Raw genomic sequence first — 23,320 nt, forward strand, 5'->3', positions numbered from 1 at the left:
GGCAATTTCGCTTGATCATTGGATCGATTAGATTGTTCGAACAAAGAAAGCCCGTTGACATGATGTTAACTTTACGGATAGGTTAAGAAATAGTTGTACGTACCGGAAAATGGCATGTTTAAGCCTGCTTGCTGTTAGCGGTTGAGGTCGCCGTAATCTCGCGTATTTTACTTATGTTTGTGTATCACGTTATTGTAAACCCAAATATGACCAATCGATGGAATCGCTAAACGGTATTAATGCACTCACCCTCGTTTTTACGTCTATTCTCCTATTTGCCATAGCCTATCGTTTTTATGGCATTTACCTGGCAAACAAAACCTTGAAACTCAATAATCAGCATGTTACACCGGCGACTGAATTTGCGGACGGCAAAGATTATGTGGCAACCAATAAGAATGTTCTCTTTGGGCATCACTTTGCGGCGATTGCTGCAGCGGGGCCGTTGGTTGGGCCGGTTTTGGCTGCGCAGTTCGGCTATTTGCCCGGGACGCTTTGGATACTTATTGGTTGTGTACTGGGGGGTGGTGTGCATGATATGGTGGTGCTTTTTGCATCGGTGCGCCATAAAGGGCAGAGCCTGGCCACCATTGCGTCCAAAGAAATCGGTAAGATCACGGGGACAGTAGCGGGCTTTGCCATCTTGTTTATTCTTATTTTAACATTGGCAGGACTGTCTTTGGCTTGTATTAACGCGATGCACGAAGCCTCGTGGTCGCTCTTTACGGTGTTGATTACGATGCCCATCGCGATTATCATGGGTTTGATCATGCGCTATAAAGCAAACAGTGTCTTATTTGCGAGTATGCTGGGGGGCGTGCTATTGATTGCCGGAATTATTGGCGGTCATAGTTTGATGCAGCATGAAGCGATCAATAAGCTATTCAGCTGGGACATTGGCACCATTTCCATTGCCATACCTGCTTATGGTTTTATCGCATCGGTATTACCGGTATGGCTGCTTTTAGTGCCGAGAGATTATCTCTCGACTTATCTCAAGATAGGTACCATTGTGATGTTAGCCATTGGGGTTATTTTCATCCATCCCACTTTAGAAATGCCGGCACTTACTTCTTTCATCCATGGAGGTGGGCCGGTTATTGGAGGACCGGTACTTCCTTTTATTTTCATTGTGATTGCCTGCGGGGCTATATCGGGTTTTCATGCGGTAATCGCGACGGGGACAACCCCCAAAATGATTGCCCATGAACGCGAAATTCTTTTTGTAGGATACGGTGCCATGTTGGTGGAAGGTTTCGTAGCGCTGATGGCGCTGATTGCCGCCTGTACGTTGATGCCCGGGGATTATTTTGCTATCAATACGCCGAAAGAAGGATACGACGCCTTTTTAGCCGCCCATCCTGCCTTACATGGGGTCGATATCGATTACTTTTCGGAAAAGATTGGGGTAGATCTTCACGGTAGAACAGGAGGTGCCGTTTCTCTTGCCGTGGGTATGGCGCATATCTTTAATAAGATCCCGGGGATGGACACCCTTATGGCCTACTGGTATAATTTTGCTATTATGTTTGAGGCGGTTTTTATTTTAACCGCTATTGATGCCGGTACGCGTGTGGGGCGCTTCTTCTTGCAAGAGATGCTGGGCACTGTATGGCCGAAGTTCAATGATAAGAACTGGATACCGGGAATTGTGATCAGTAGTTTGCTTTTTACTTTCGCTTGGGGTTATCTCGTTTATACCGGCAATGTAAGCAGTATTTGGCCTTTGTTCGGTATCAGCAACCAACTTTTGGCTGCTTGTGGTTTGATTGTGTGTACGACGATGCTGATCCGTTTAAATCGTGGGAAACATGCAGTCTGTGCGGCCGTACCCGGTGTTTTTATGGCTTTTATCACTTTTTGGGCAGGCTATCTGCAAATCGTTGATATCTATCTTCCTCATGGAGAATACTTGCTGGCCGGATTGGCGACGCTGGCGATGCTGCTTATGCTTGTGGTATTTATAGGAGCCTTCCGGAAATGGTATCAATTGCTGCAATTGAATAGCCATCAGACAGACTATTACGGCGAGCAGGTAAAGGAGCTTGTGGAGCGATAAGTTCTACGTTATAAGTTTTAAGTTATAAGTTTTAAGTTAGGGCTTTTGCTATTGCCAGTGCAACTAATAAGGCTGTAAGCTATAGGCGCTAAGCCGTAGGCGTTACCGAATACTGCTGCTGATCGGCTATCAGAGGTCAGCGTCAGCTTTCAACCGCACATGGCCTATCCAGTTATAAGTTCTACGTTATAGGTTTTAAGTTAGGGTCTTAACGAGCTTTCAGTGATCAGCTATCAGTTGCACTAGCCCTTCTCATTATCACATTGGCTATTAAGCTATAAGCCATAAGCGTCATCGAATACTGCTGCTACTGCAACCATTTAACGACTCAACTGTTCAACGACTCAACTACTTCTTAACGACTCAACTATTCAACTTATTCTTAGCGACTCAACCATTTAACGACTTAACTATTTAACGACTCAACTATTCAACTACTTCCCTAGGCATCCATTGCCCTGCCTTCATTACCCCATCAATTTGATGGGTGTTTCTGATATCCGTTAATGGGTTTGCCTCTAAAATAAGTAAATCGGCCACTTTGCCTTTTTCGATGGTGCCATATTGCTTGTCGATGCGGAGGATTTTAGCGGCATTTTGCGTGGCAATGGAAATGGCTTCTAAGGGTGTTAGGCCTGCGCGTACAAGCAGTTCCAGTTCGCGATGTTCAGCATAACCTTGTACACGGGTCGGCGAGGCACCGGAATCGGTGCCTAACCCCACCAGTATGCCTGCTTTTGCCATGCGCAATACGTTCGCCAGCGCATTTTTGAGGGCTAAGACTTTTCTTTCGTATTGTGGATCTTTTTTTACCTGGCTTTGGTAATCGGGGGCACTGAGCATTTCGTAGACACCCGGTTCCAATGCCTGTTTAAAGAATGGATCGTTCATCCATTCGGGATCCGAGGCATAGGCGATAGCAAACTCATCGAGCGTGAGTGTTGGAATATAGGCCACTCGATTGGTTTTCATTTGGGTTAATAAATCGTCATCCACTAATTGATCGCGAATGCTATGGCCAAGCACGTCGACACCATCGGCAACGAGTTGACGGGCGTCCTCCAGGTTGTACACATGCGCTACCACGGGAATATTGTGCTTATGAGCTTCTTGGATGATAGCTTGGTATATAGAGCGGTCCATTTTTTTTGCGGTACCACCGAAATCGTCTACCCATATTTTGACAGCTTGGGGTTTATATTGCATTAATTGGTCCATCAAGGCAGGTACTTCTGAAGCGTTTGTTGGCCGATAGAGTAGATCCATGGGCGAACCGGTGGGTACCGCTCCGGGAACATTGAAACCAATGCCCGCTGAAAACAGTCGCGCACCGTCCAATTGCCCATTTTTGAGCGAATCGTATAGTTGATTTTCAAATAACAACGGTCGGTCGGTGCCCATAGAAAGGACCTGTAAGATGCCATATTGTTGATATTTTCGCAACTGGCGCAGTATGTTTCCCCGTGTAAAATTTTCCGCGCTGGCTGATGTTCCTTTCAAGGTGCCGATATGTACATGTGCACTGATAAAAGCAGGAAGAACTGTTTTTCCAGCGAGATTGATCACTTTTGCATCGCTTGTATCTAATTGGGAATCAATCGCTGCGATGAGACCATTGAAAATGGCTATATCGGCTTGACGGGGGGCCGCACCGGTTCCATCAATTACCACGGCATCTTTTAATATTATTTTTGTGTCGTCAGCGGTGTCAGCTTCTTGGCGAGAGGAAGAGCAGGCAAGGAAGAATAAAAGCAAAGGGAATAGCAATAATTTGTCCATAGCTGTCTATATTGGGCGTTTAAAGTTAGCAATTTGTTTTTTAACGTACGGGGCAAATCACACATCGTACCACTTGCATAACGTGCGGGGATTGCCTATGTTTGCCTCAATCCGTGTCTATGCATAAATTTATGCAAAGCCGAGTATAAACCCAAAAGCATTTTTAATATTAATTTAATATAAAAGACATCTTTTTTGGCTCATTTTGCCTGTTGATATGGATATCGAAAAGCTAAGCGAAAATCAGCATGCTGAAGGCGTTGGTTGCAAAGCTGGCCCTTCTGACACGGCCTTAGCGGATGCTATTCGGCAGGGAGATACGCGTGCTTTTCAGTTGTTCTATGATCGATTTTACCTGAGGCTACTGGTTCAGCTTAAATTGCTTTCGACTGATTTTCAGTTGGCGGAGGACATTTGTCAGGATGCATTTGTACGGCTTTGGGAAAAGCGCGAGTCGATCGATCCATCCAAATCACTACAGGCTTACCTGCGCAAGATAGCTCACCACCTTTTTGTCGACCTAAAACGAAAACAACAACTTCAACAGGTTTGGAATCAGGAAAGGGCTACGGAACCATGCTTGGAGGAAACGGTGCTTGAAAACCTTTATCATAAGGAACTGAACGATAAATTGCAAGAAGCCTTACAGTTATTGCCGGAGGAAAAGCAGCAAATTTTCCGGCTCAGCCGCGAACAACAGTTGAGCTATAAAGAAATCGCTCAGCTTGAAAATACTACACCTAAAGCCATCGAACGTCATATGGCACGAACAAATGCATTCTTAAAGCGCTACCTACGCGAGTATACTGACTTAGCTTACCTTTTCGTGGTCGGTCTTTTTCTAGGGAAATAAAAAAAAATTTAAAGGGAGAGGGGGATGTGGGCTCCTTGTTCGTATACACTTTATCATAAAGACATGAAGTATACGACACACCGATATATCCATAAACTCTTAGCCGGCACCTTGCTGGAGGAAGAGCGGTTGGAATTGATTAATTGGTTTGATAACCTTTCAGCGGAAGAATCTCAGGCTTTTTTCGAAGAGCTGGGGCAATATATGGATCGTTTGGACGACGAGCAAGTAGCTCGTTTAGAGGATGTGTTGCAGCACCTGCGAGAACAATCCATCAGTACCGTGGCGGCAAGCAAATCGAGGAGCTTGCCCTTCTGGAAGGCGGCAGCTATCATCACTTTATTGCTTGTTGGAAGTGTGGTCTTGCTAAATTATTTGAAAAAGAGAGAAGCCTTGTCTTCGGAATCCGCAAAGACATTGGTATGGAAGACATTAACGAATCCCGCCCGTACCCGCACCAAGCTGCGTTTGCCCGATAGTTCGTGGGTGTGGTTAAACGCAGGCAGTAAATTGGTATATCCGGAGCAATTTGATGATTCCGTTCGTTTAGTCAAGTTAATAGGAGAGGCTTTTTTTGAGATACAAGAAGATAACCAAAGACCCTTTTACGTGCAATCCTCAAGGCTTGTTACGCAAGTATTGGGAACCGCTTTTAATATGAAAGTTTTTGAGCATGAGCCTTTGGTGGTTACTGTACAGTCGGGCAAAGTGAAAGTAACCGGTGAAAAGGAGGAGCGGGTATTGACACCGAATCAACAAGTTGAGTACTTGGAAGGAATGGGTTTATCTGCTGTGAAAGCCGTAGACGCCTCGGTAAGCGCGAGCTGGCGAAATGGGGTGCTCAACTTAAATAATAAAACCCTTTGGCAGGCGACACGCGAAATGGAGCGCTGGTATGGTGTAACGATCCGTATTGATAAAGAAAAATTAAAGAATTGCGTGATAGCCGGGGAGCATACCAATACCGGTTTGTATAATGTGTTAAACTCGTTGGCTTTTGTCTTGAAGCTGCGGTATACAACTAACGGAAATGAAATCGTCATTACAGACGGAAAGTGTCCTTAATTGATCAACCTCAAAAATAATAAAAATGAAACCGACATAGCATAAAATACATAAAGAAGCGGGAACATCGGATAATGTTCCCGCCGACGGCAGCTTAACAATACTTTGGCCGGTAAGAAAAGCTGCTACGGATTAACGAACTCAATATTCATTAAACACTCAAAATTATGAAATTAATACTACAACAAGTAGTAATTAGGATAGTTATGCGTATCGCAACCATTATTGCGTTTCTTATAATAAGCTTATCCTGTTCTTTTGCCACTACAGGAAAAGCACAGGGACTCGCAACGCTGACCGTTCACTTGGATATGAAACAGGCAACCGTTAAGCAAGTGCTCGAAGTGTTGGAGTCGAAAATAAACTATAAATTCTTATATCCAAAAGCCTTGGATAGTTATAAAAGTCCGGTTTCAATCTCCGGAACTTATGCGGTATCGGATATTTTGGTGGAGCTTGCGACCCAAACCGGATTGTCTTTCCGACAAATTAACCATACCATCGCCGTGTCGCTCAACAATGTGAAGGCTAAGAGTGATGCTATAAAACAACTGCTGGTAAGCGGTCGTGTAACCGACACCTTGGGAAACCCCTTACCGGGAGCCAGTGTGCTGGTGAAAGGCGGTGGTAAGGGTGCGAATACCGATAGTCAAGGGCATTATCGTATTCAGGCCGCTAAGGGTGATGTACTCTTGTTCTCTTATGTGGGCTATCGACAATTGGAAGTGCCGGTAGAAGGAAAGCAAACGATCGATGTGCAATTGCATGAAGAAGGTGCCGCTTTGAGTGAAGTAGTAGTGGTTGGCTATGGTGTACAAAAGAAAGCCACAGTAACGGGAGCGGTTGCAACGGTTTCGGGGAAAGAGATCAATAAGGCGCCTACGACCCATGTAGCCAATACGCTGGCAGGACGTGTAGCGGGGATTACCGGACTGGAAACAACAGGGGAACCTGGATCCGGAGGTGCCGAACTGTTTATTCGCGGACAGAATACGATGGGAAACAATAGCCCTTTGATAGTAGTGGATGGTGTTCCTAGCCTATTAGGCGGCCTTGATAAACTTAATCCGAACGATATCGAAAGCGTTTCTGTATTAAAAGATGCCTCTGCTTCCATTTATGGTGCCAGAGCAGCGAACGGTGTTATCCTAGTAAAAACAAAACGTGGAATTGACGGAAAGGCGACGCTCGACTATAGCTTTAACCAGGGTTTTGTGACCCCAACGAGAATGCCCAAAATGGCTGATGCACCGTTATACGCGCAACTGACCAATGAGATTCTTGAATATGCGGGGCAGCCTATTAAATTTTCGGCAGAAGATATCCAAAAATTTGCCGATGGTTCATCGCCTTATACGCATCCGAACACGGATTGGATCGATGCGGTTATTAAACCGCTTTCCTTACAGAATCGGCACAATCTAGGTCTACAGGGAGGATCAGAAAGCCTTAAATACTTCGTCTCCCTGGGTTCTCAATATGAAGATGCCGTGTATAGAAATAGTGCAACCAATTATAAGCAACAAAACTTACGGGTTAATTTGGATGCGAAGGTAAACGAATATATACAATTGAGCTTTGATTTGCAGGGGCGGCATACCAACCGAAATTATGCGCCGCGTGGAGCTGGGGACATTTTCCGTTTTATTCAACGCGGGCGGCCAACGGAGACTGCCGTTTGGCCAAACGGCCTCCCTGGGCCGGATATTGAAGGAGGTAACAACCCCGTAGTGACATCCACAGAGGAAGCGGGTTATAACCACCATGTGATTAACCTCGGGAATGCGATTATTGGTTATAAAATCAAGATTCCGGGAGTTGAAGGCTTATTTGTAGATGGAACCTATGCAGCGAGTGTAGAGGTGCTGCACCGCAAAAATTTTGTAAAGCCTTGGACCTTGTATTCCTTTGGTGGCTTTGATGAAAATAACGAGCCAAAGCTGGTGCCTGCGCAGCGGGGCGTCAATTCGCCGGAACTGACTGAACGTTATAATCAAGATCAGCAAGTGCTCTTTAATACAAAAATCAACTATGTACGAAGCTTCGGAAAGCATAACCTTAATAGTTTTGTGGCATATGAGCAGAATGTAGATAAAGGTACAGATATCAGGGGCTATCGTCGGAATTTCATTTCGTCGGTGGTCGATCAACTCTTTGCGGGGGGGGGCAGGATATGCGTGAAGTGGACGGGCACGGCTATGAATTTGCCCGAAGAAATTATTTCGGCCGTCTTTCTTATCAGTATAATGACACCTATTTGTTCGACTTTAATTTTCGGGTAGATGGTTCACAAAACTTTCCCGCGGGGAAACGTTATGGCTTCTTTCCCGGAGTGTCAGCCGGTTGGGTCTTATCCAATGAGCACTTTTGGAACAAGTATACGAAAACCGTCAATTTCATGAAGTTGAAGGCTTCTTATGGACAAATGGGAAATGATATGGTAGCAAACTATCAATTCTTAAGCAATTATAGCTTTCATGATGGCGCAATTTTTGGAGATAACCTGAATCTAAACCCCTCCGTCTATCCCGTTAGAGTTGCTAATCCAAGCATAACTTGGGAAGTAGCTAATACTTTAAATCTAGGCGTAGAAGCCCAATTATGGAATGGCCGTTTCGGACTGGAATTTGATTATTTCCGAGCGGACCGCGATAAAATTCTGATTCCGCGTGCACAATCGATACCACAATATATCGGTTTTACATTACCGGATGAAAATTTGGGAAAAGTTCGTAATCAAGGTTTTGACGCGGTTTTAAGCCATCGGAATACCTTCGGGAATTTACGAATGGACATCAGTGGCACCGTTTCCTTTGCGCGCAACAAGATTCTGTTTTGGGATGAATCCCAAAATATCCCGGCATACCAACAATATACCGGTTCTCGCATTGGATCCGGGCTCTATTACCATGCCATCGGGGTATTCAAAAATGAAGAGGAGCTGGAAAATTATCCTCATTGGTCAGGTGCCCGCCCGGGAGATGTGATCTTTGAGGACTTTAACCGAGATGGCAAAATAGATGCGTTGGACCGTATCCGTTTTGAACCTTCTTTCCCCGAGTGGAATTTCGGATTGAATATTAATTTGCAATACAAAAACTTTGATCTTTCGGCGCTTTTTCAGGGCGCTACCGGAGGCTCGCAATATGTGCGAACCGAGTCGGGCCTGATCGGGAATTTTCCCCTTGCTTTTGTAGAAAATCGCTGGACACCGGATAATCCGAACACGAATGTTCCCCGTGTATATGATAGTCGAGAATATTGGATCACCCAATCGAACTCCTATTGGTTATGGGATACCGATTATGTTCGTCTGAAGACCTTACAGGTTGGTTATTCCCTTCCGGCACACGTGATTGAAAAAATCAAGCTGAAAGGTTTACGCTTTTATCTCAGTGGACAAAACCTGTTTACCTGGGATAAAATGAAGATTTTTGATCCTGAAATTCGAAACGGATCAGGGCAATATTATCCACAAATTAAAATATACAATATAGGTGCTAATCTCACTTTCTAAAAGCTAAATCATGAATAAAAGATATAATATTGCGGTACTTTTTTTCCTTTTGGTATTCGGTGCCTGTAAGGACGATTTTTTGGATCGGAAACCCATGGATTCCATTTCCGATGCGGACGTATGGAAGGATCCTGCCTTGGTACAATCGTATGTAAATGAATTGTATGTGGACGTGTGGGACCCCTTTATCGATAGTTGGAAGGTGATGCATACCGCCATTACAGATGAAGGGATGTACCTACGTGATAAGGGCACGGACGTCGTTTTAAAAGGGACTTTTACACCGGAAAATATGGGAACCTTAACCCAGTTCGGACGATGGGAACCGTACTATAAGGCGATCCGGAATTGTAACCTCCTTTTTGAAAATATGGATCATGTGCCGTTTACCGACGAAGCGATGAAAAATCGTTTGTTAGGAGAAACTTATTTTTTGCGCGCCTATTTTTACCTGAATTTGGTAAGTCATTTTGGCGGGGTACCGTTGATTACTAAATCTTTCGGCTTGGACAGTGGTGAGGAAATGTTTGTAGAGCGTAGTTCTTTTGAAGACTGCGTTGAGCAAATTGTGGCTGATTGCGATCAAGCGATTGCGTTATTGCCGGAAAGTTACGGGGCGGATCATAAGGGACGGGCTACCAAGTTTTCCGCCATGGCGGCTAAATCGCGTATCCTTTTATATGCAGCAAGTGATCTATATAATAAAGCTGCAAACAGCAATGCTTTGGTAGGCTATGTAGGTGGTAACCGGCAGGAACGGTGGCAGCGAGCTTATGAGGCGGCCAAAGATCTGTTGGATAACCCAGGGCCGCATCGTTTATACCAACCTACAGATTCTGCTACCGAAAATTATGGGCGAGTATTTTTAGACAATCATAATCCGGAGATCATTTTTGCCATTCTGCATAACAAAGAATTGAAAGGTACATCCGTGGATTTATGGAACGGACCAAATGGTTATCATAACTGGGGTGGCAACTTGCCGATAGAGAACTTTGTTTCGGGTTATCAAAAACGGGATGGCGCTCCTTTTGATTGGAATAATCCGGAGGATGCAGCAAATCCATATGTAGGTCGTGATCCGCGATTTTATGCGTCTATTTTATATAATGGTGCCAAATGGCGACAGCGGCCCACAGACGCGGCGGCGCTGGATCCCGACAATGTGATTCAAACGGGGCGTAAGGAAGTATATAATGCCTCCACCAATAAAATTGAGGAAGTATGGGGCGTGGACACCCGTTATAGTCCGATTGAGAATTGGAATGCTTCCATCACGGGCTACTATACCCGAAAATTTCTGGATATCAATGTAGATGGACAGTTTTTTCGCGGAGAGCAGCCTTGGATCATTTTTCGCTATGCCGAAATCTTGTTGAATTATGCCGAAGCCGCACTCGCTTTAGGCAGGGAATCAGAGGCCCGGGAAGCAATCAATACGGTAAGAACACGTGCCGGCATGCCGACCTCAACGGTCAGTGGACAGGCTTTGGTCGATCTGTATCGTTATGAGCGTAAGTATGAACTGGCTTTCGAAGGGCATCGTTACTTCGATATGCGACGCTGGTTGATTGCTGAAAGTTTAATGAACGTACCGGCAAAAGGAATAGATATCTTGGCGAAGCTCAATGCAGACCGGAAGACTTACACCTATCAATACAAAATAATTGATGTGGCACCGCGCCAATTTAATGTAAAGGGCTATTTTGCGCCTATTCCCATTGGGGAAATACAAAAGAATCCTAAATTACAGCAAAATCCTAATTTTTAATCCTAAAGAATGACTGGCATGACAACAAAATTAAATAGAAGGGCTTTTGTATCGGTGATTTCTAAAAGCAGTGCGATAGGGTTTATTGCTCCGGCCTGGATCGGTGCAGAATCTCAGGCAAGCCATGTGTTTCTTACGAAGCCGTACCTGCAAAACCCAATGGCGAATGCGATGACCATCTGCTGGATAACTGCTAAACCGAGCCATAGTTGGGTAGAATTTCAGGAAGTAAAAGGTGGCGAGCAACGAAAAGCGCAGGCTGTCGTATTGGGTTTGGTGGTTGCGAACAATACCATGCATCGAATTACGCTCCGGAATTTAAAACCTGGCGTTACTTATCGTTATCGCGTGTGTTCGCGCGAGATACAGATGTTTAAACCTTATGAGAAAACATTCGGGGAAACGATCTTTAGCGACTTTTATCAGTTTACTACACCCGATCCTTCCAATAGGGAAGTCTCCATGCTGATCTTTAATGATATTCACGATCGGCCTCTTTCTTTTGGTCAGCTCATGAAGTTAAATGGCACGGATCCTTTTGATTTTGTTTTTTTGAATGGAGACATGTTCGACTATCAGGAAAGTGAACAACAACTGATTGATCACCTGATTCAGCCGTGTACGGAAATATTTGCGTCAGAAAAGCCTTTTTTATTTGTTCGTGGAAACCATGAGACGCGTGGAAAGTTCGCTTACCATTTGACTGATTATTTTGAAAATATAAATAATCAGCCTTATTTTTCTTTTACCCGTGGACCGGTGCATTTTATTGCTTTGGATACGGGGGAAGACAAAGTAGACGACGATGTGGAATACGACGGGTTGGCCGCCTTTGATGTCTTTAGGGAAGAGGAAGCACGCTGGCTGGAAGCCGAGTTACAAAGCAAAAGTGCAAAGGAAGCTGCCTTTCGCGTGGTACTAATGCATATTCCTCCTTTCCATTCAGGCGACTGGCATGGAACTATGCATTGTCGGAAGCTCTTCTCGCCGCTGTTTGAAAAGTACGGAGTTGATATGGTTATTTCAGGACATACCCATCGCTACGGTGTACACAAACCGCAGGAAGGTCACAGTTATCCCATTATCATTGGTGGGGGCCCAAAAGAAGGAAATCGTACATTGATAAAACTAAAGGCCAACGAAAGAGAATTGAATCTTTCCATGCTAGCTGATACGGGAACTGAAGTAGGAACCTACCGCTTGGTGGCACGTAAGAGAAAATAATCACATAGGGGATAAGCTCGAGTAAATTAAAAAGCCTTGGCTCTTAAGCCAAGGCTTTTTCGTGGGAATTGGTCCGATAACTTAATACTTGCTTAATATTACGACCGGTATATTTGCATTGCAACCTGATTTTATTCAGCTTACATTTATGAGCGCACACATCAAATTCTTTTGCTACTGCTGTCTTTTCTTTTTTGTAACGGGCAAGGTACAGGCACAGCTATTTAAACCAACGGTGTATCCGGACCGCGTCATATTGACTTGGGCCGAGGATCCGACTACCACACAGTCTGTTACCTGGCGTACGGATACTTCAATAGTTACCGGTTGGGCGGAAATTGCCGAGGAAATGAGTGCTCCGGGACTCGAACCACCCAAAGCACGTCGTCTCCAAGCAACAACGAACAGTCTGATAGATAAGGAATATGCGGCTGCACATTATCATCGAGTGACATTTCGTGACCTTAAACCAAATACGCTCTATGCTTATCGTGTGGGGAGTGATACTTTATGGAGCGAATGGTTTCAATTTAGAACCGCTCCTGCGAAAGAAGAGGCTTTCTCTTTTATCTACTTGGGTGATGCGCAGAATGATATTAAATCCAAATGGTCTAGAGTAATTCGAAAGGCATTTGCTACCGAAGGCGATGCGCGGTTTATTGTACATGCAGGCGATTTGATCAATCGGTCGAACAACGATGAGCAATGGGGTGAATGGCATTTCGGCGGTGGGTTCATCAATGGTATGATACCGAGTGTGCCGACACCGGGTAATCATGAGTATAAGCGTGATGAACAGCAAATGTTAAGGTTGGATCCACATTGGAAAGCACAGTACACTTTACCTACGAATGGGCCGAAAGGAATGCAGGAAAGTGTTTACTACGTAGATTACGCCAATGTTCGCTTGATTTCCCTGAATTCGCAAATGATTGTGCAGGATAGTCTTGCGCGTAAAAAACAATTCGACTGGTTGGAACAGGTTTTGAAGAATAATCCGCAGCGGTGGACATTCTTGGCTTTTCATCATCCAATTTACTCGACAGCGAAAGGAAGGGATAATAAGGAGTTTCGTGAGCTATTTCAACCATTATTTGAAAAATATCATGTTGATATATTGATGCAAGGACATGATCATACCTATGGACGTGGTAGAAATTTGCCAGTCGGAAAGTCGAAAAAAAGTGCCGGTGGCCCTATGTATTTGGTGTCCGTGGCGGGGCCAAAAATGTATGAGATAGGCTCGGATAACCAATGGGCTGATAAGTTGGCTTCTCATACACAGTTATTTCAGATCATTCATGTTAATCACGATCGATTAATCTATAAAGCCTATAAGGCTTCGGGTGAACTTTTTGACACTTTCGAACTGAAGAAAAGCTCGCGTAATCAACCCGCTACCTATATCGAGCGGATGCGCCCAGATTGATAGACTCCGATTGGTGATGAAAATGTTCCGAAATCATTCGGAATATAGGTAGACGGTTCATAAAATGCTAAAATTGCTGATAGATTAGGTTATATCTTGTAATTTTTTCTCTCCCGGTATAATTAGTTTTGTAACATCTTCGATGGAAAACTAACGAATCGGAATCAAATAACCAATTATGAGAGAGCAATCGGCATGGGATGATCGGTCTATGTGGGATGGACTGGTTGATGGGCAACAAGGGGCTTTCACTGCCCTAGTGAGGCGTTATACAGACACTCTTTACGATTATGGCATGCGCTTGTGCACAGATGAGGAATTAGTAAAGGACTGCGTACAAGAGGTGTTTCTTTTTATATGGAGGCGAAGGCAATACTTGCAGCAGCCGGTTTCTTTGAAATTTTACCTGATGAAGGCTGTTCGAAATAAAATAGGCCGTGAACTTCCGAAGTGGCAAATGAAAGAGCAGCTTCAGGAGTCTGAGTATCAATTTCCCGACTTCTTTATCGAACTGGATGAACAGACTGCAACGCCCCCCGCTGTTCGAAAGCGTTTGAAGTCCTATATCGATCAGCTTTCACCTCGTCAGCGGGAAATTCTTTATTTACGGTTTTATGAAGGCCTCCGACAACAAAAAATTGCTGAAATGATGAATCTAAATCATCAATCGGTTTACAATCTTTTGCGCGGGGCACTGGTTGCGCTCAAGAAAAAAGTGGACTATGAAACACTGATTGCTTACTGGTGTTTCTTTTTCGTATTGTTGTTTTTTAGCTAAAGGAACAAGCCTGTATTGACAAATAACTAAGGTTGCAAGATCTTGACAATTTCTCTAAATCCTTTGGTTTGTGCATGCTGAAGCGGTGTTACACCTTGATGATCGGGAATATCTAGCTTGGCACCTGCGTCTTTCAGGATCTGTACGATCCGTTGGTATTTTTCGCTTCCGTCACCTAGCAGTACGGCTTCCATCAGGGCGGTCCATCCCAAGCGATTGACATGATCTATCGGGAATCCTTTGGTGTTAGCTAATAGTTGAACGGTTTCGATATGCCCGCGCTCACAAGCGGGAATAAGCGCCGTTCCTTGATAACGATTGAAGATATCGAAACGCGCTCCGTGATTCAGAAATAACTGTACCAGCTCGGTTTGTCCACTAGCACCGGCATAAAGAAAAGGGCTGTCTTGGTTATCTGCTTGTAGATTGACGTCCGCTCCCTGCGTTACCAGCAGTTTAGCCAGCTCAGTTTGATGGTTGATTGTCGCGATCAAGAGCAGTGATCGTTTGCTCTTATCTCTTGTGTTTACATCCGCTCCGTTTTGCAGTGCTTTAGAAACGCCTTGTATATCGTTTTTTTCTACTAGGTTTAGAATGTCCTGATTGTTCAAGATCTTTTTTGTACTTTCCGGCATCGTTAAATTACATGAGGTAACGGTCGTTATGAGCATCATTACAAAAAATATTGTTTTCATAATTCAATTAGTTTTGAATGATCAGTCTCCTCAGCACTTTTGTCAAGTGCTGAAAATTTTCAATTTAAAAGACAATATTGCCTTGATAGATGAGTGATTTAACAGGTGAAACCCGCGAAACAGCTTCAGCAGAACAGCTGGCCTCGATGAAAACTATATTAGCATCATCACCCACTTTAGGCCATTGTTGTACCCCTTGATCGTTCAAGGGAAGCGGACCGGCGGTTGCCAGCTTTAAAATTCTCGATAAGTCAAATTCGGTGGTGTATCCGTACAATTGTGCAGCTAGATTCGCTTTTTGCAGTACGCTTCCCGTTCCGAAAGTGTTCCAGTGATCGATAATGCTATCATTCCCGGTCATGATTTTCACCTTGTGCTTTAGTAAGATGGGAATCGGCATGATCAGTCCTCCGAAAGGTATCGTAGAAACAATGCCTATTCCAGCGGCACCAAGCCTTTCAGCGATTTCTTCCTGTTTGCTAGCATCTAGCTTCCCAAGAACGAAACAATGACTCAGGTAAGTTTTTTCTTTTAGCCTCGGATTTTCGATTACCTTATCGATGAGGTATTCTACTGTTCTCAATCCAGATTCTCCGGATTCGTGTAGGTGTATATCGATGCCTTTGTTGTGGTCGAGCGCAAGTTGTACGGTAAAATCTATTGTCTTTTCGATTGCGCCATCGATTGAATAAGGATCCAGTCCGCCAATAAAATCTATATCGGTTTTAGCTGCTTCTTTCAAGTAGGGAACGGTATCGGTATAAAAAACGCCGTGTTGGGGAAATGCGACCAGCTCGGCTCCGAAACCATTTTTTTTGTTTTCTAATGCGTTTTGAAGATGCTTTAAGGAATCTAGCTTCGACGTTGGTTCGATATTGACATGGCTTCTTGCAAAGGATGTTCCCTTCGATTGAAGAAGTTCAATAAGTTTTTCTGCTTTGTAAGTTGAATTTTTCAACATTTCGGGCAATATTTTCTGCTCAAGGGCAATCATTCCTTTTACGCCACCGGTCCTTTTTCTTACTGCCTGCCAGTTTTCTCCGTAGAGAGTTTTATCAAGATGAATGTGCATGTCCCTAAAGGAAGGGAGCATAAGTAGGCCTTTGGCATCAATTGCCTCCGCAGTGGACTGATTAGGACTAATTTTTCTGATTTTTCTATTTGCTACTTCAATGGAAAAAAGCGCTGTTTTGGTGGCAACCACTTCGCCGTCTTCGTACTCGAAACCAGTTTCTAAGCGAACATTCTTCAGCGTGTAATTACCGGCCTCTATTAATTTTTCCTCTTTTCTCTCCGCTGCTCCTTTGCTAACCTGTGCATTGACCACACCTGGCGTGAGTGATAAGCCTGCAAATCCTATGGTTGCGTTTTTAAGGAATTCTTTACGTGATAGCATTGAATGATTCATCTTTTTATTGTTTGTTCACGTTCAAATTATACGATACCTAATGACAAAGGTACGATGCCTACTTTTTATAAGGTGTGAAGGATTTCTGCTATTACTTGTGAAATTTATCTGTTTCGCGAAAAGCCGAAGGTGTTATTCCTGTTTGGGTTTTAAAAAAGTTGGAGAAATAAGCGTGATCTACGAAACCGAGTTCGAAAGCAATTTCTTTAATGGAAAGGCTTGTGCTTTGTAGCATTCTTTTTGCTTCGATACATACTCGTTGCTGTATGAGCTGTGTTGCTGAAACTTTTAGGTTTTTTTTACAAAGGATATTCAGATAATTGGGTGAAATATGTAGCTGTTCTGCATAGAAAGTCACTAGCTTCTGCTCCTTGAAAAATTCATCTATTAAGGTGTTGAATTTAGCTAGCCGGGGATTGGATTGATAAACCTTGAACTCGGTGAACGTGCCTTCTGCTTCTCTACTAACAATTGCGGCAATGACTGCAGCGCGAGCGCTGATCAGATGTACGAGTGAACGATCATTCTTTAATTCATGCTTGATAGCATTAAACTCATATAATAACAATTGGAAGGCCTCATCAGTCAATTGAATAACAGGGTGATTTTGGTAGTTGGTAAAGGAAAACCTGAAATAGGGAGCAAATTGCTCGAAAAATGAACGTTCGATCATCAGTTGATATCCGGTGGTTCCTGTTTCTATATCCCATTTATGCATCTGGCCCGGAAATAAAACGTGTATTTGATGGTTGCCGATTTGATAATCTATCGAATCAATATTGTGTGTTCCCTGTGCTTGATCAAAGAGGATGATAATAAAAAAGTCGTGTTTATGAGGCTTCTCGATTAGCCGTTTACCATGAAGTTCATTGAATATGATTTCCTCACGACCGGCAATCTGTCCTTTTCGAAACCCATGGATTCCGATAATGGGTATTGTATGATCCTCTTTATATGTGGGCATAAGGTAAATATAGTGAATCATGAATGTTTTTTAATTTCATCCTATTATTTTCTTTTGGTTGATGAGAGCTCGAGTAAATAACCGAAGCGGCAGCGAAGCTCATTTACACCTGAAAATGTAAACACTTGTCAATAATAATTGCCCTGTGTGTACAGACAGTTGCACTAGCACAAGCTCCTGCTTAAAACGTATAACTTAGCACTTATAACTAAAAAGCTATCAGCAGTCAGCTTTCAGCCATCAGCTTTAATAATGTATTATTACAGTGGCACGAGTAGTTACAATAGCACAGGCCCTTACTTAATTACGTAGAACTTAGCACTCTTAAGCCTTAAACGGACACTGGTAGCAGGACATGGGTAGCAGGACAAGTCATTACAGTTGCACAAGCACTAGCACAAGCTCCTGCTTAAAACGTATAACTTAGCACTTATATCTAAAAAGCTATCAGCAGTCAGCTTTCAGCCATCAGCTTTAATAATGTATTATTACAGTGGAACGAGTAGTTACAATAGCACAGGCCCTTACTTAATTACGTATAACTTAGCACTCTTAAGCCTTAAACGGACACTGGTAGCAGGACATGGGTAGCAGGACAAGTCATTACAGTTGCACAAGCAATAGCACAAGCTCCTGCTTAAAACGTATAACTTAGCACTTATAACTAAAAAGCTATCAGCAGTCAGCTTTCAGCCATCAGCTTTAATAATGTATTATTACAGTGGAACGAGTAGTTACAATAGCACAGGCCCTTACTTAATTACGTATAACTTAGCACTCTTAAGCCTTAAACGGACACTGGTAGCAGGACATAGGTAGCAGGACAAGTCATTACAGTTGCACAAGCAATAGCACAAGCTCCTGCTTAAAACGTATAACTTAGCACTTATAACCGGCATAGGCTATGTACGACCCATCGCTGACCGAAAGCTAATTCCTAATAACTAACAACTAACAACCAATAACCAACAACTAACAACCAATAACCAATAACCAATAACCAATAACTAACAACTAATAACCAATACCTAATAATTAACATCCCAAAACTATTTTTATTCAAAAAAAAGCAAAAGCATGAGTAGATTTTGCTTTTTGATGTCTATATAGTTTTAGAGACAGCGCTTGAACGCCACATGCAACATTATAGACATTATAAAACGGTCGATTTTTTAACTGATGACAATTTTGCTGACTGGGTGAGGTTTCCACGGCCGGATAGCGACCGGCACTGGCAAGAAGTTTTTGTTCTTTTTCCGGCACTTGTTCCCTTTGCAGAAGAAGCGCGACAGATGTTGTTGCATATGCAGATAAAGCCAATAAACGGGGGAACGGACGACTTACAAAAAAATATTCTAGATAAAGCCTTTGATGCGGGCAATGTTACAACAAAAAAAATAGGCGCCCTGCAAGGAAAGCTCTATAAATGGAGTGCTGCGGCACTGATCGTCCTTGTGTCCGGACTTATATTGTGGAAGGGATTAGTTACCCGTTCGACCAAATTGGAAGTGGTTATTGCAAAAGATGGAGGCGTAAAGCAAGTGAAGAATTCGGCAGATATGGCCCTACTGGTTCAACTTCCGGATCAGTCTACCGTTATCTTGCAACCAAAGTCGCAACTAAGCTATCAGGTCGACTCCTTTGCTGTTAAAAGAGCGGTGTACCTAACGGGAGAGGCATTCTTTGATATTACTAAAAATGAACAGCAACCTTTTGTCGTTAATACGGATCAATTGAGCACAGTGGTTTTGGGAACGAGTTTTTTCATAGATGCTAAACCAGGCGTAGCAGACCATCATGTGGTAGTAACGAGCGGCTCTGTCCGTGTCAAGGAACGAATACACCGGGCTAAATCGAGACCCGATGAATCCGATGGATTGCTATTAAAAGCGGGCGAAGAAACGCGAACGCAAGGGGATCATTCACTCGTTGCTATACCTTCACGAGAAGCTTTACACATGCAGGATGATTTTGAAAAAGCCTTTGATTTTCAAAATATATCAATGGATAGGGTGGCTAAAATCATACAGGAATATTATGGTGTGCCTGTGCGGATTGAAAGTCAAGTTTTGACGAATCGAACGATTACGGCTTTTTTAGGAAAGGTTTCTTTGCAGGAGAAGCTCGACTTAATTGCCAAAGCTGTTGAAGCGCGGTATCAATTGGAAGACGGTATGGTCATATTTACTTTAAAAAACCAACAATAAAACCGATATGAAAAGAATAAACAGGAGAACGTAACCAAGCATGCTAAAAACCCGCTAAAGCTGCTGGAACATCATTAGCGGGTAAGTTTCAGCCCATCAATTTATTACCGCTCGTCAAAGTGGTTTGGGGGCTATTTGTTAAATTTTCAGTAAACCTAACATCCAAATGTATGGAAAAAAAATCAACATTTATTGTTGTCATGAGGACAGGCACATTACAATTATTAATGGCAGTATTCCTTCTGGGGAGCACGTGGGCGGCCAATACCCATGGGCAGGGAATACTCAATGAGCGCATCACATTTTCAAAAAAAGATGTCTCCTTGCAAGCTTTGTTAAAAGACATTGAACAGGCTTTCAACATTCACTTCATTTATAGTCCGGCACTCATTAATGTCGATCAGACTGTAACGATTATTGCTAAGGATCGGCCCTTGGGCGGATTATTGGACGAATTGTTGGATCCTTTACGTATTAGCTATGAGGCGTCAGGCAATAATGTGGTATTAAGGCGTGCACGTGGACAAAAGCAGCTTGCCATAAAGGGAATCGTACGGGATAAGGCGGGGTTGCCCTTGGGAGGCGTTTCAGTGTTGCTGAAAAACGCTGCGGGTAAGGGTACTTCAACGAATGAAACCGGCACTTTTTCCATCTCGGTACCGAGCAATGCGACGCTGGTGTTTCGTTATATCGGCTACCAAGAGCAGGAAGTATCGCTGAATAATCGTAGCTTTTTGGAAGTGGTCATGATAGAGGATCCTGCTAACCTTGATGAAGTAGTTGTAGTGGGATATGGTACCCAAAAGAAAGCGAACTTAACAGGTGCCGTAGCGACCGTGAGTGGAGAAGAGTTGGTGAAACGACCGGTAACCAATGCCGCATCCATGTTGCAAGGACAGGTGCCGGGTCTACGTGTTGTACAGAATTCGGGTGAACCCGGAAACGAGGGGCTGTCTGTCCGAATTCGTGGGCAAGGTACTTTCAGTGGCGCAGGTTCTAACCCATTGGTGTTGATTGATGGGGTAGAAGGAAGCTTAAACGACGTTAACCCCAATGATATCGAGAACGTGTCGGTATTGAAAGATGCTGCCTCTGCGTCGATCTATGGATCTAGAGCAGCAAACGGGGTTATTTTAGTGACCACCAAAGCAGGTCAGTCCGGCGGTTTTGTGGTCGACTATACCTTTAATGGTGCCGTGCACACCCCTACAAGATTGTTCGATCTCATTACCAACTCGGCCGAATATATGGAACTTTGGAATGAGGCAAGATTGAATAATGGCAATACCGCCGGCTTATATCCTCAGGAAGCGATCGATTTATATCGGAATGTAACCGATAGGGTGAAGTATCCAAATGCTGATTGGTTGGATATTATGTTCAATCCTGCTTTTGTACAAACACATAATCTCGGAATCAGCGGTGGTACCGGTGGTACGCACTACAATTTATCATTGGGTTATATTGATCAACCCGGCGTGATGAAGGGTTTTGAATACAAAAGGTACAATGCCCGTTTTAATATTGGTTCTTCTATCAACGACCATATTAAAATAGGGGCTAACATAAGTGTAAAACAAGGCGATGTTTCCCGCCCTCGTCAAGGAGCACAAGATGCTTTTATTGCTACCATATCACAGGCTCCTACGTATTTGCCAAAGCTTCCGGATGGACGTTATGCATTTAAAGCCTATGATTTTGAGTATAACAATAAAAACATGTTGGCTATTGTGGAGAACGAGGTATTCTGGAAGAATCGCGACTACTCCGTTAATTTGCAAGGCTGGTTGGATGTGCAGTTAAGTAAAAAATTGAACTGGTATTCTAAAGCGGCTATTGTTGCGGACTTTGACAAATCGAAAGACTGGCGTCCGGTAGTGCCGCTGTATAATTACCAAACAGGTGATTTCGCGACAGATTTAGATGTAGGTGGTAAGGGACTTGGGGTTAACAACAGCGAAAATCGATATACCAACTTATTTACTTATTTAAAGTATGACGATGTTTTTGCAGGCAGTCATCAATTATCGGCGCAGCTTGGTTTCAGCCAGGAAGCAAATAAGCATGAATACTTATATGGCTATCGCCGCGACTTTTTCAGTACGGACTTGAAGGAGTTGGATGCCGGGGGGTTAGCAGTGCAGAACTCAAGCGGTTCTACCTACGAGTGGGCGATGCGTTCATTCTTCGGTCGACTTACCTATAATTATAAGGAACGCTATTTATTGGAAGTAAACATGCGTTATGATGGAACCTCCCGATTGCACAACGACCATCGCTGGGGGGCTTTCCCATCTGTGTCCGGAGCATGGCGGGTTTCCGAAGAATCTTTTGTGAAGCAAGCAGATTTGAGCTGGTTGAATAACCTGAAAATCCGTGGCTCCTATGGGGAATTGGGAAATCAGAATATCAATATTGATATCCGGAGTAGCTCACCTTATCAATATGCTTATCAGGAAACATACCCATATCCTTACCAAGATATTTTAAATTATACCGGCAATTATCCATTTGATAATGCCAATTTAAGCACCGGTGCGGCGCAGACGGCCTTGGCGAACCAGCTACTTACTTGGGAGACGACCAAAATTGCCGATATTGGTTTGGACTTGGCTGTTTTAAACGGTTTGGATCTTACCCTAGACTGGTATCGGAAAACAACTTCCGATATTCTTCGGCCATCCCAATTAACCGGTGTAGTGGGGCTTACAGCGCCAAATATCAATAGTGGTACCATGCAGAATGAGGGTATTGAGCTTGCGCTGCGTTATAGTAGACGCGTACAATCAGGCGCTTTAGAAGGCTTATCATATAGTTTTGGTGGGAACATTGATCGTTTCCGAAATAAGTTGGTGAAGTTCGGGCAGCGCGAAATTGGCAGTAATACAATTAAGGAGGAAGGTCGTCCTTGGGATACTTTTTATATGTTGGAGTGGATCGGCATTTTTCAAAGCGAAGAACAAATACAGGCATCTCCCCGTCAATATAATGACGATACACAGCCAGGTGATTTGATCTTTAAGGATCAAAATGGTGACGGTATCATCGATGATGATGACCGGACTTATCTCGGGGGTCAATATCCCTCGTTTGAATATGCCTTTACGGGCAACGCTAGCTGGAAGAACTTCGATCTTTCCTTTATGTTCCAAGGGGTAGAGGGGAGAAAAATTTATGTCGCCGATTGGGGCACGGTACCTTTTATTCAGGGATCGCCACCCACAACCGATTGGCGCAATCGGTGGACACCGGAAAACCCGTCGACAACGATGCCGCGAATATATTGGGGTTTTGATGCACCGGCAAAAGTGCGGCGGACATCTAGCTATTATTTACAGGATGCTTCTTATTTACGGTTAAAGAATATCACGATCGGTTATACCTTCCCGGCTAATTTAGTAGAGCGGATAGGTTTGAGAAAGCTGCGTCTGTTTTTCTCGGGCGACAACTTGTTTACCCTTACGGATTATCCGGGTTTGGATCCGGAGCGGGGCGGAAATGGTGTTTTCGTAGGCTATCCTCAAAACAAAATCTATTCGTTTGGTCTAAATGTGCAATTTTAAGTTGAACA

At 43.6% G+C, this 23,320-nt stretch carries 15 protein-coding genes; 11 read left to right on the top strand and 4 right to left on the bottom strand.

The features are described 5' to 3' along the window. The first annotated feature begins 217 nt into the window (after positions 1-217). Positions 218-2,059 carry a carbon starvation protein A gene (locus tag ACH11B_RS09970; protein WP_377613582.1) on the top strand — a complete coding sequence of 614 codons (1,842 nt, stop codon included), beginning with the start codon at positions 218-220 and terminating at the stop codon, positions 2,057-2,059. Positions 2,060-2,485: 426 nt separating this feature from the next. Here ACH11B_RS09970 and ACH11B_RS09975 read toward each other — a convergent pair whose 3' ends face one another. Beyond that, on the bottom strand, positions 2,486-3,838 hold the full coding sequence (locus ACH11B_RS09975) for an amidohydrolase family protein (protein ID WP_377613581.1): 1,353 nt from the start codon (positions 3,836-3,838) through the stop codon (positions 2,486-2,488). A 217-nt stretch (positions 3,839-4,055) separates the two neighbouring features. On the opposite strand from ACH11B_RS09975, the gene ACH11B_RS09980 reads away from it, so the two are divergent. From ACH11B_RS09980 to ACH11B_RS10015, 8 genes are all read left to right on the top strand, one after another. Next, positions 4,056-4,691, top strand: a complete 636-nt coding sequence (locus tag ACH11B_RS09980; RefSeq protein WP_289553855.1) for an RNA polymerase sigma factor — start codon at positions 4,056-4,058, stop codon at positions 4,689-4,691. A 63-nt stretch (positions 4,692-4,754) separates the two neighbouring features. Then, on the top strand, positions 4,755-5,756 hold the full coding sequence (locus ACH11B_RS09985) for a FecR family protein (protein ID WP_377613580.1): 1,002 nt from the start codon (positions 4,755-4,757) through the stop codon (positions 5,754-5,756). A gap of 167 nt (positions 5,757-5,923) precedes the next feature. Continuing rightward, on the top strand, positions 5,924-8,038 hold the full coding sequence (locus ACH11B_RS09990; RefSeq protein WP_377613579.1) for a SusC/RagA family TonB-linked outer membrane protein: 2,115 nt from the start codon (positions 5,924-5,926) through the stop codon (positions 8,036-8,038). Then, positions 7,930-9,273 carry a SusC/RagA family TonB-linked outer membrane protein gene (locus tag ACH11B_RS09995; protein WP_377613578.1) on the top strand — a complete coding sequence of 448 codons (1,344 nt, stop codon included), beginning with the start codon at positions 7,930-7,932 and terminating at the stop codon, positions 9,271-9,273. Before ACH11B_RS09990 ends, ACH11B_RS09995 begins: the two co-directional genes overlap by 109 nt. Before the next feature lie 10 nt (positions 9,274-9,283). Continuing rightward, positions 9,284-11,044: a RagB/SusD family nutrient uptake outer membrane protein gene (locus tag ACH11B_RS10000; RefSeq protein ID WP_377613577.1), complete on the top strand. Its 1,761-nt coding sequence runs from the start codon at positions 9,284-9,286 to the stop codon at positions 11,042-11,044. 18 nt (positions 11,045-11,062) lie between these two features. Beyond that, positions 11,063-12,268 carry a metallophosphoesterase gene (locus ACH11B_RS10005; protein WP_377613576.1) on the top strand — a complete coding sequence of 402 codons (1,206 nt, stop codon included), beginning with the start codon at positions 11,063-11,065 and terminating at the stop codon, positions 12,266-12,268. 148 nt (positions 12,269-12,416) lie between these two features. Then, positions 12,417-13,697 (top strand): fibronectin type III domain-containing protein, encoded by a 1,281-nt coding sequence (locus ACH11B_RS10010; RefSeq protein ID WP_377613575.1) that lies wholly within the window; start codon positions 12,417-12,419, stop codon positions 13,695-13,697. A gap of 178 nt (positions 13,698-13,875) precedes the next feature. Then, positions 13,876-14,475, top strand: coding sequence for an RNA polymerase sigma factor (locus tag ACH11B_RS10015; protein WP_013665206.1), 600 nt, complete (start codon positions 13,876-13,878; stop codon positions 14,473-14,475). A gap of 26 nt (positions 14,476-14,501) precedes the next feature. Here the strand turns inward: ACH11B_RS10015 and ACH11B_RS10020 are convergent, their stop codons facing one another. The 3 genes from ACH11B_RS10020 to ACH11B_RS10030 form a co-directional block, all read right to left on the bottom strand. After that, complete coding sequence (locus ACH11B_RS10020) at positions 14,502-15,170, bottom strand: ankyrin repeat domain-containing protein (RefSeq protein ID WP_377613574.1); 669 nt, start codon at positions 15,168-15,170, stop codon at positions 14,502-14,504. Positions 15,171-15,234: 64 nt separating this feature from the next. Next, complete coding sequence (locus ACH11B_RS10025) at positions 15,235-16,578, bottom strand: amidohydrolase (protein ID WP_377613573.1); 1,344 nt, start codon at positions 16,576-16,578, stop codon at positions 15,235-15,237. Positions 16,579-16,669: 91 nt separating this feature from the next. After that, a complete protein-coding gene (locus tag ACH11B_RS10030; protein WP_377613572.1) occupies positions 16,670-17,563 on the bottom strand; it encodes a helix-turn-helix domain-containing protein in 894 nt (297 codons plus the stop codon). Between the two features lie 1,115 nt (positions 17,564-18,678). On the opposite strand from ACH11B_RS10030, the gene ACH11B_RS10035 reads away from it, so the two are divergent. Both ACH11B_RS10035 and ACH11B_RS10040 read left to right on the top strand, forming a co-directional pair. Beyond that, positions 18,679-19,749 carry a FecR family protein gene (locus tag ACH11B_RS10035; protein WP_013665210.1) on the top strand — a complete coding sequence of 357 codons (1,071 nt, stop codon included), beginning with the start codon at positions 18,679-18,681 and terminating at the stop codon, positions 19,747-19,749. 170 nt (positions 19,750-19,919) lie between these two features. Then, the gene (locus ACH11B_RS10040; protein WP_377613571.1) at positions 19,920-23,312 is read left to right on the top strand and encodes a SusC/RagA family TonB-linked outer membrane protein; all 3,393 of its coding nucleotides are present in this window, start codon (positions 19,920-19,922) and stop codon (positions 23,310-23,312) included. Positions 23,313-23,320: the final 8 nt, after the last annotated feature.

This window comes from Olivibacter sp. EAT-5 (genome assembly GCF_044784325.1).
In the GTDB taxonomy this organism is placed as follows: Bacteria; Bacteroidota; Bacteroidia; order Sphingobacteriales; family Sphingobacteriaceae; genus Olivibacter; species Olivibacter oleidegradans.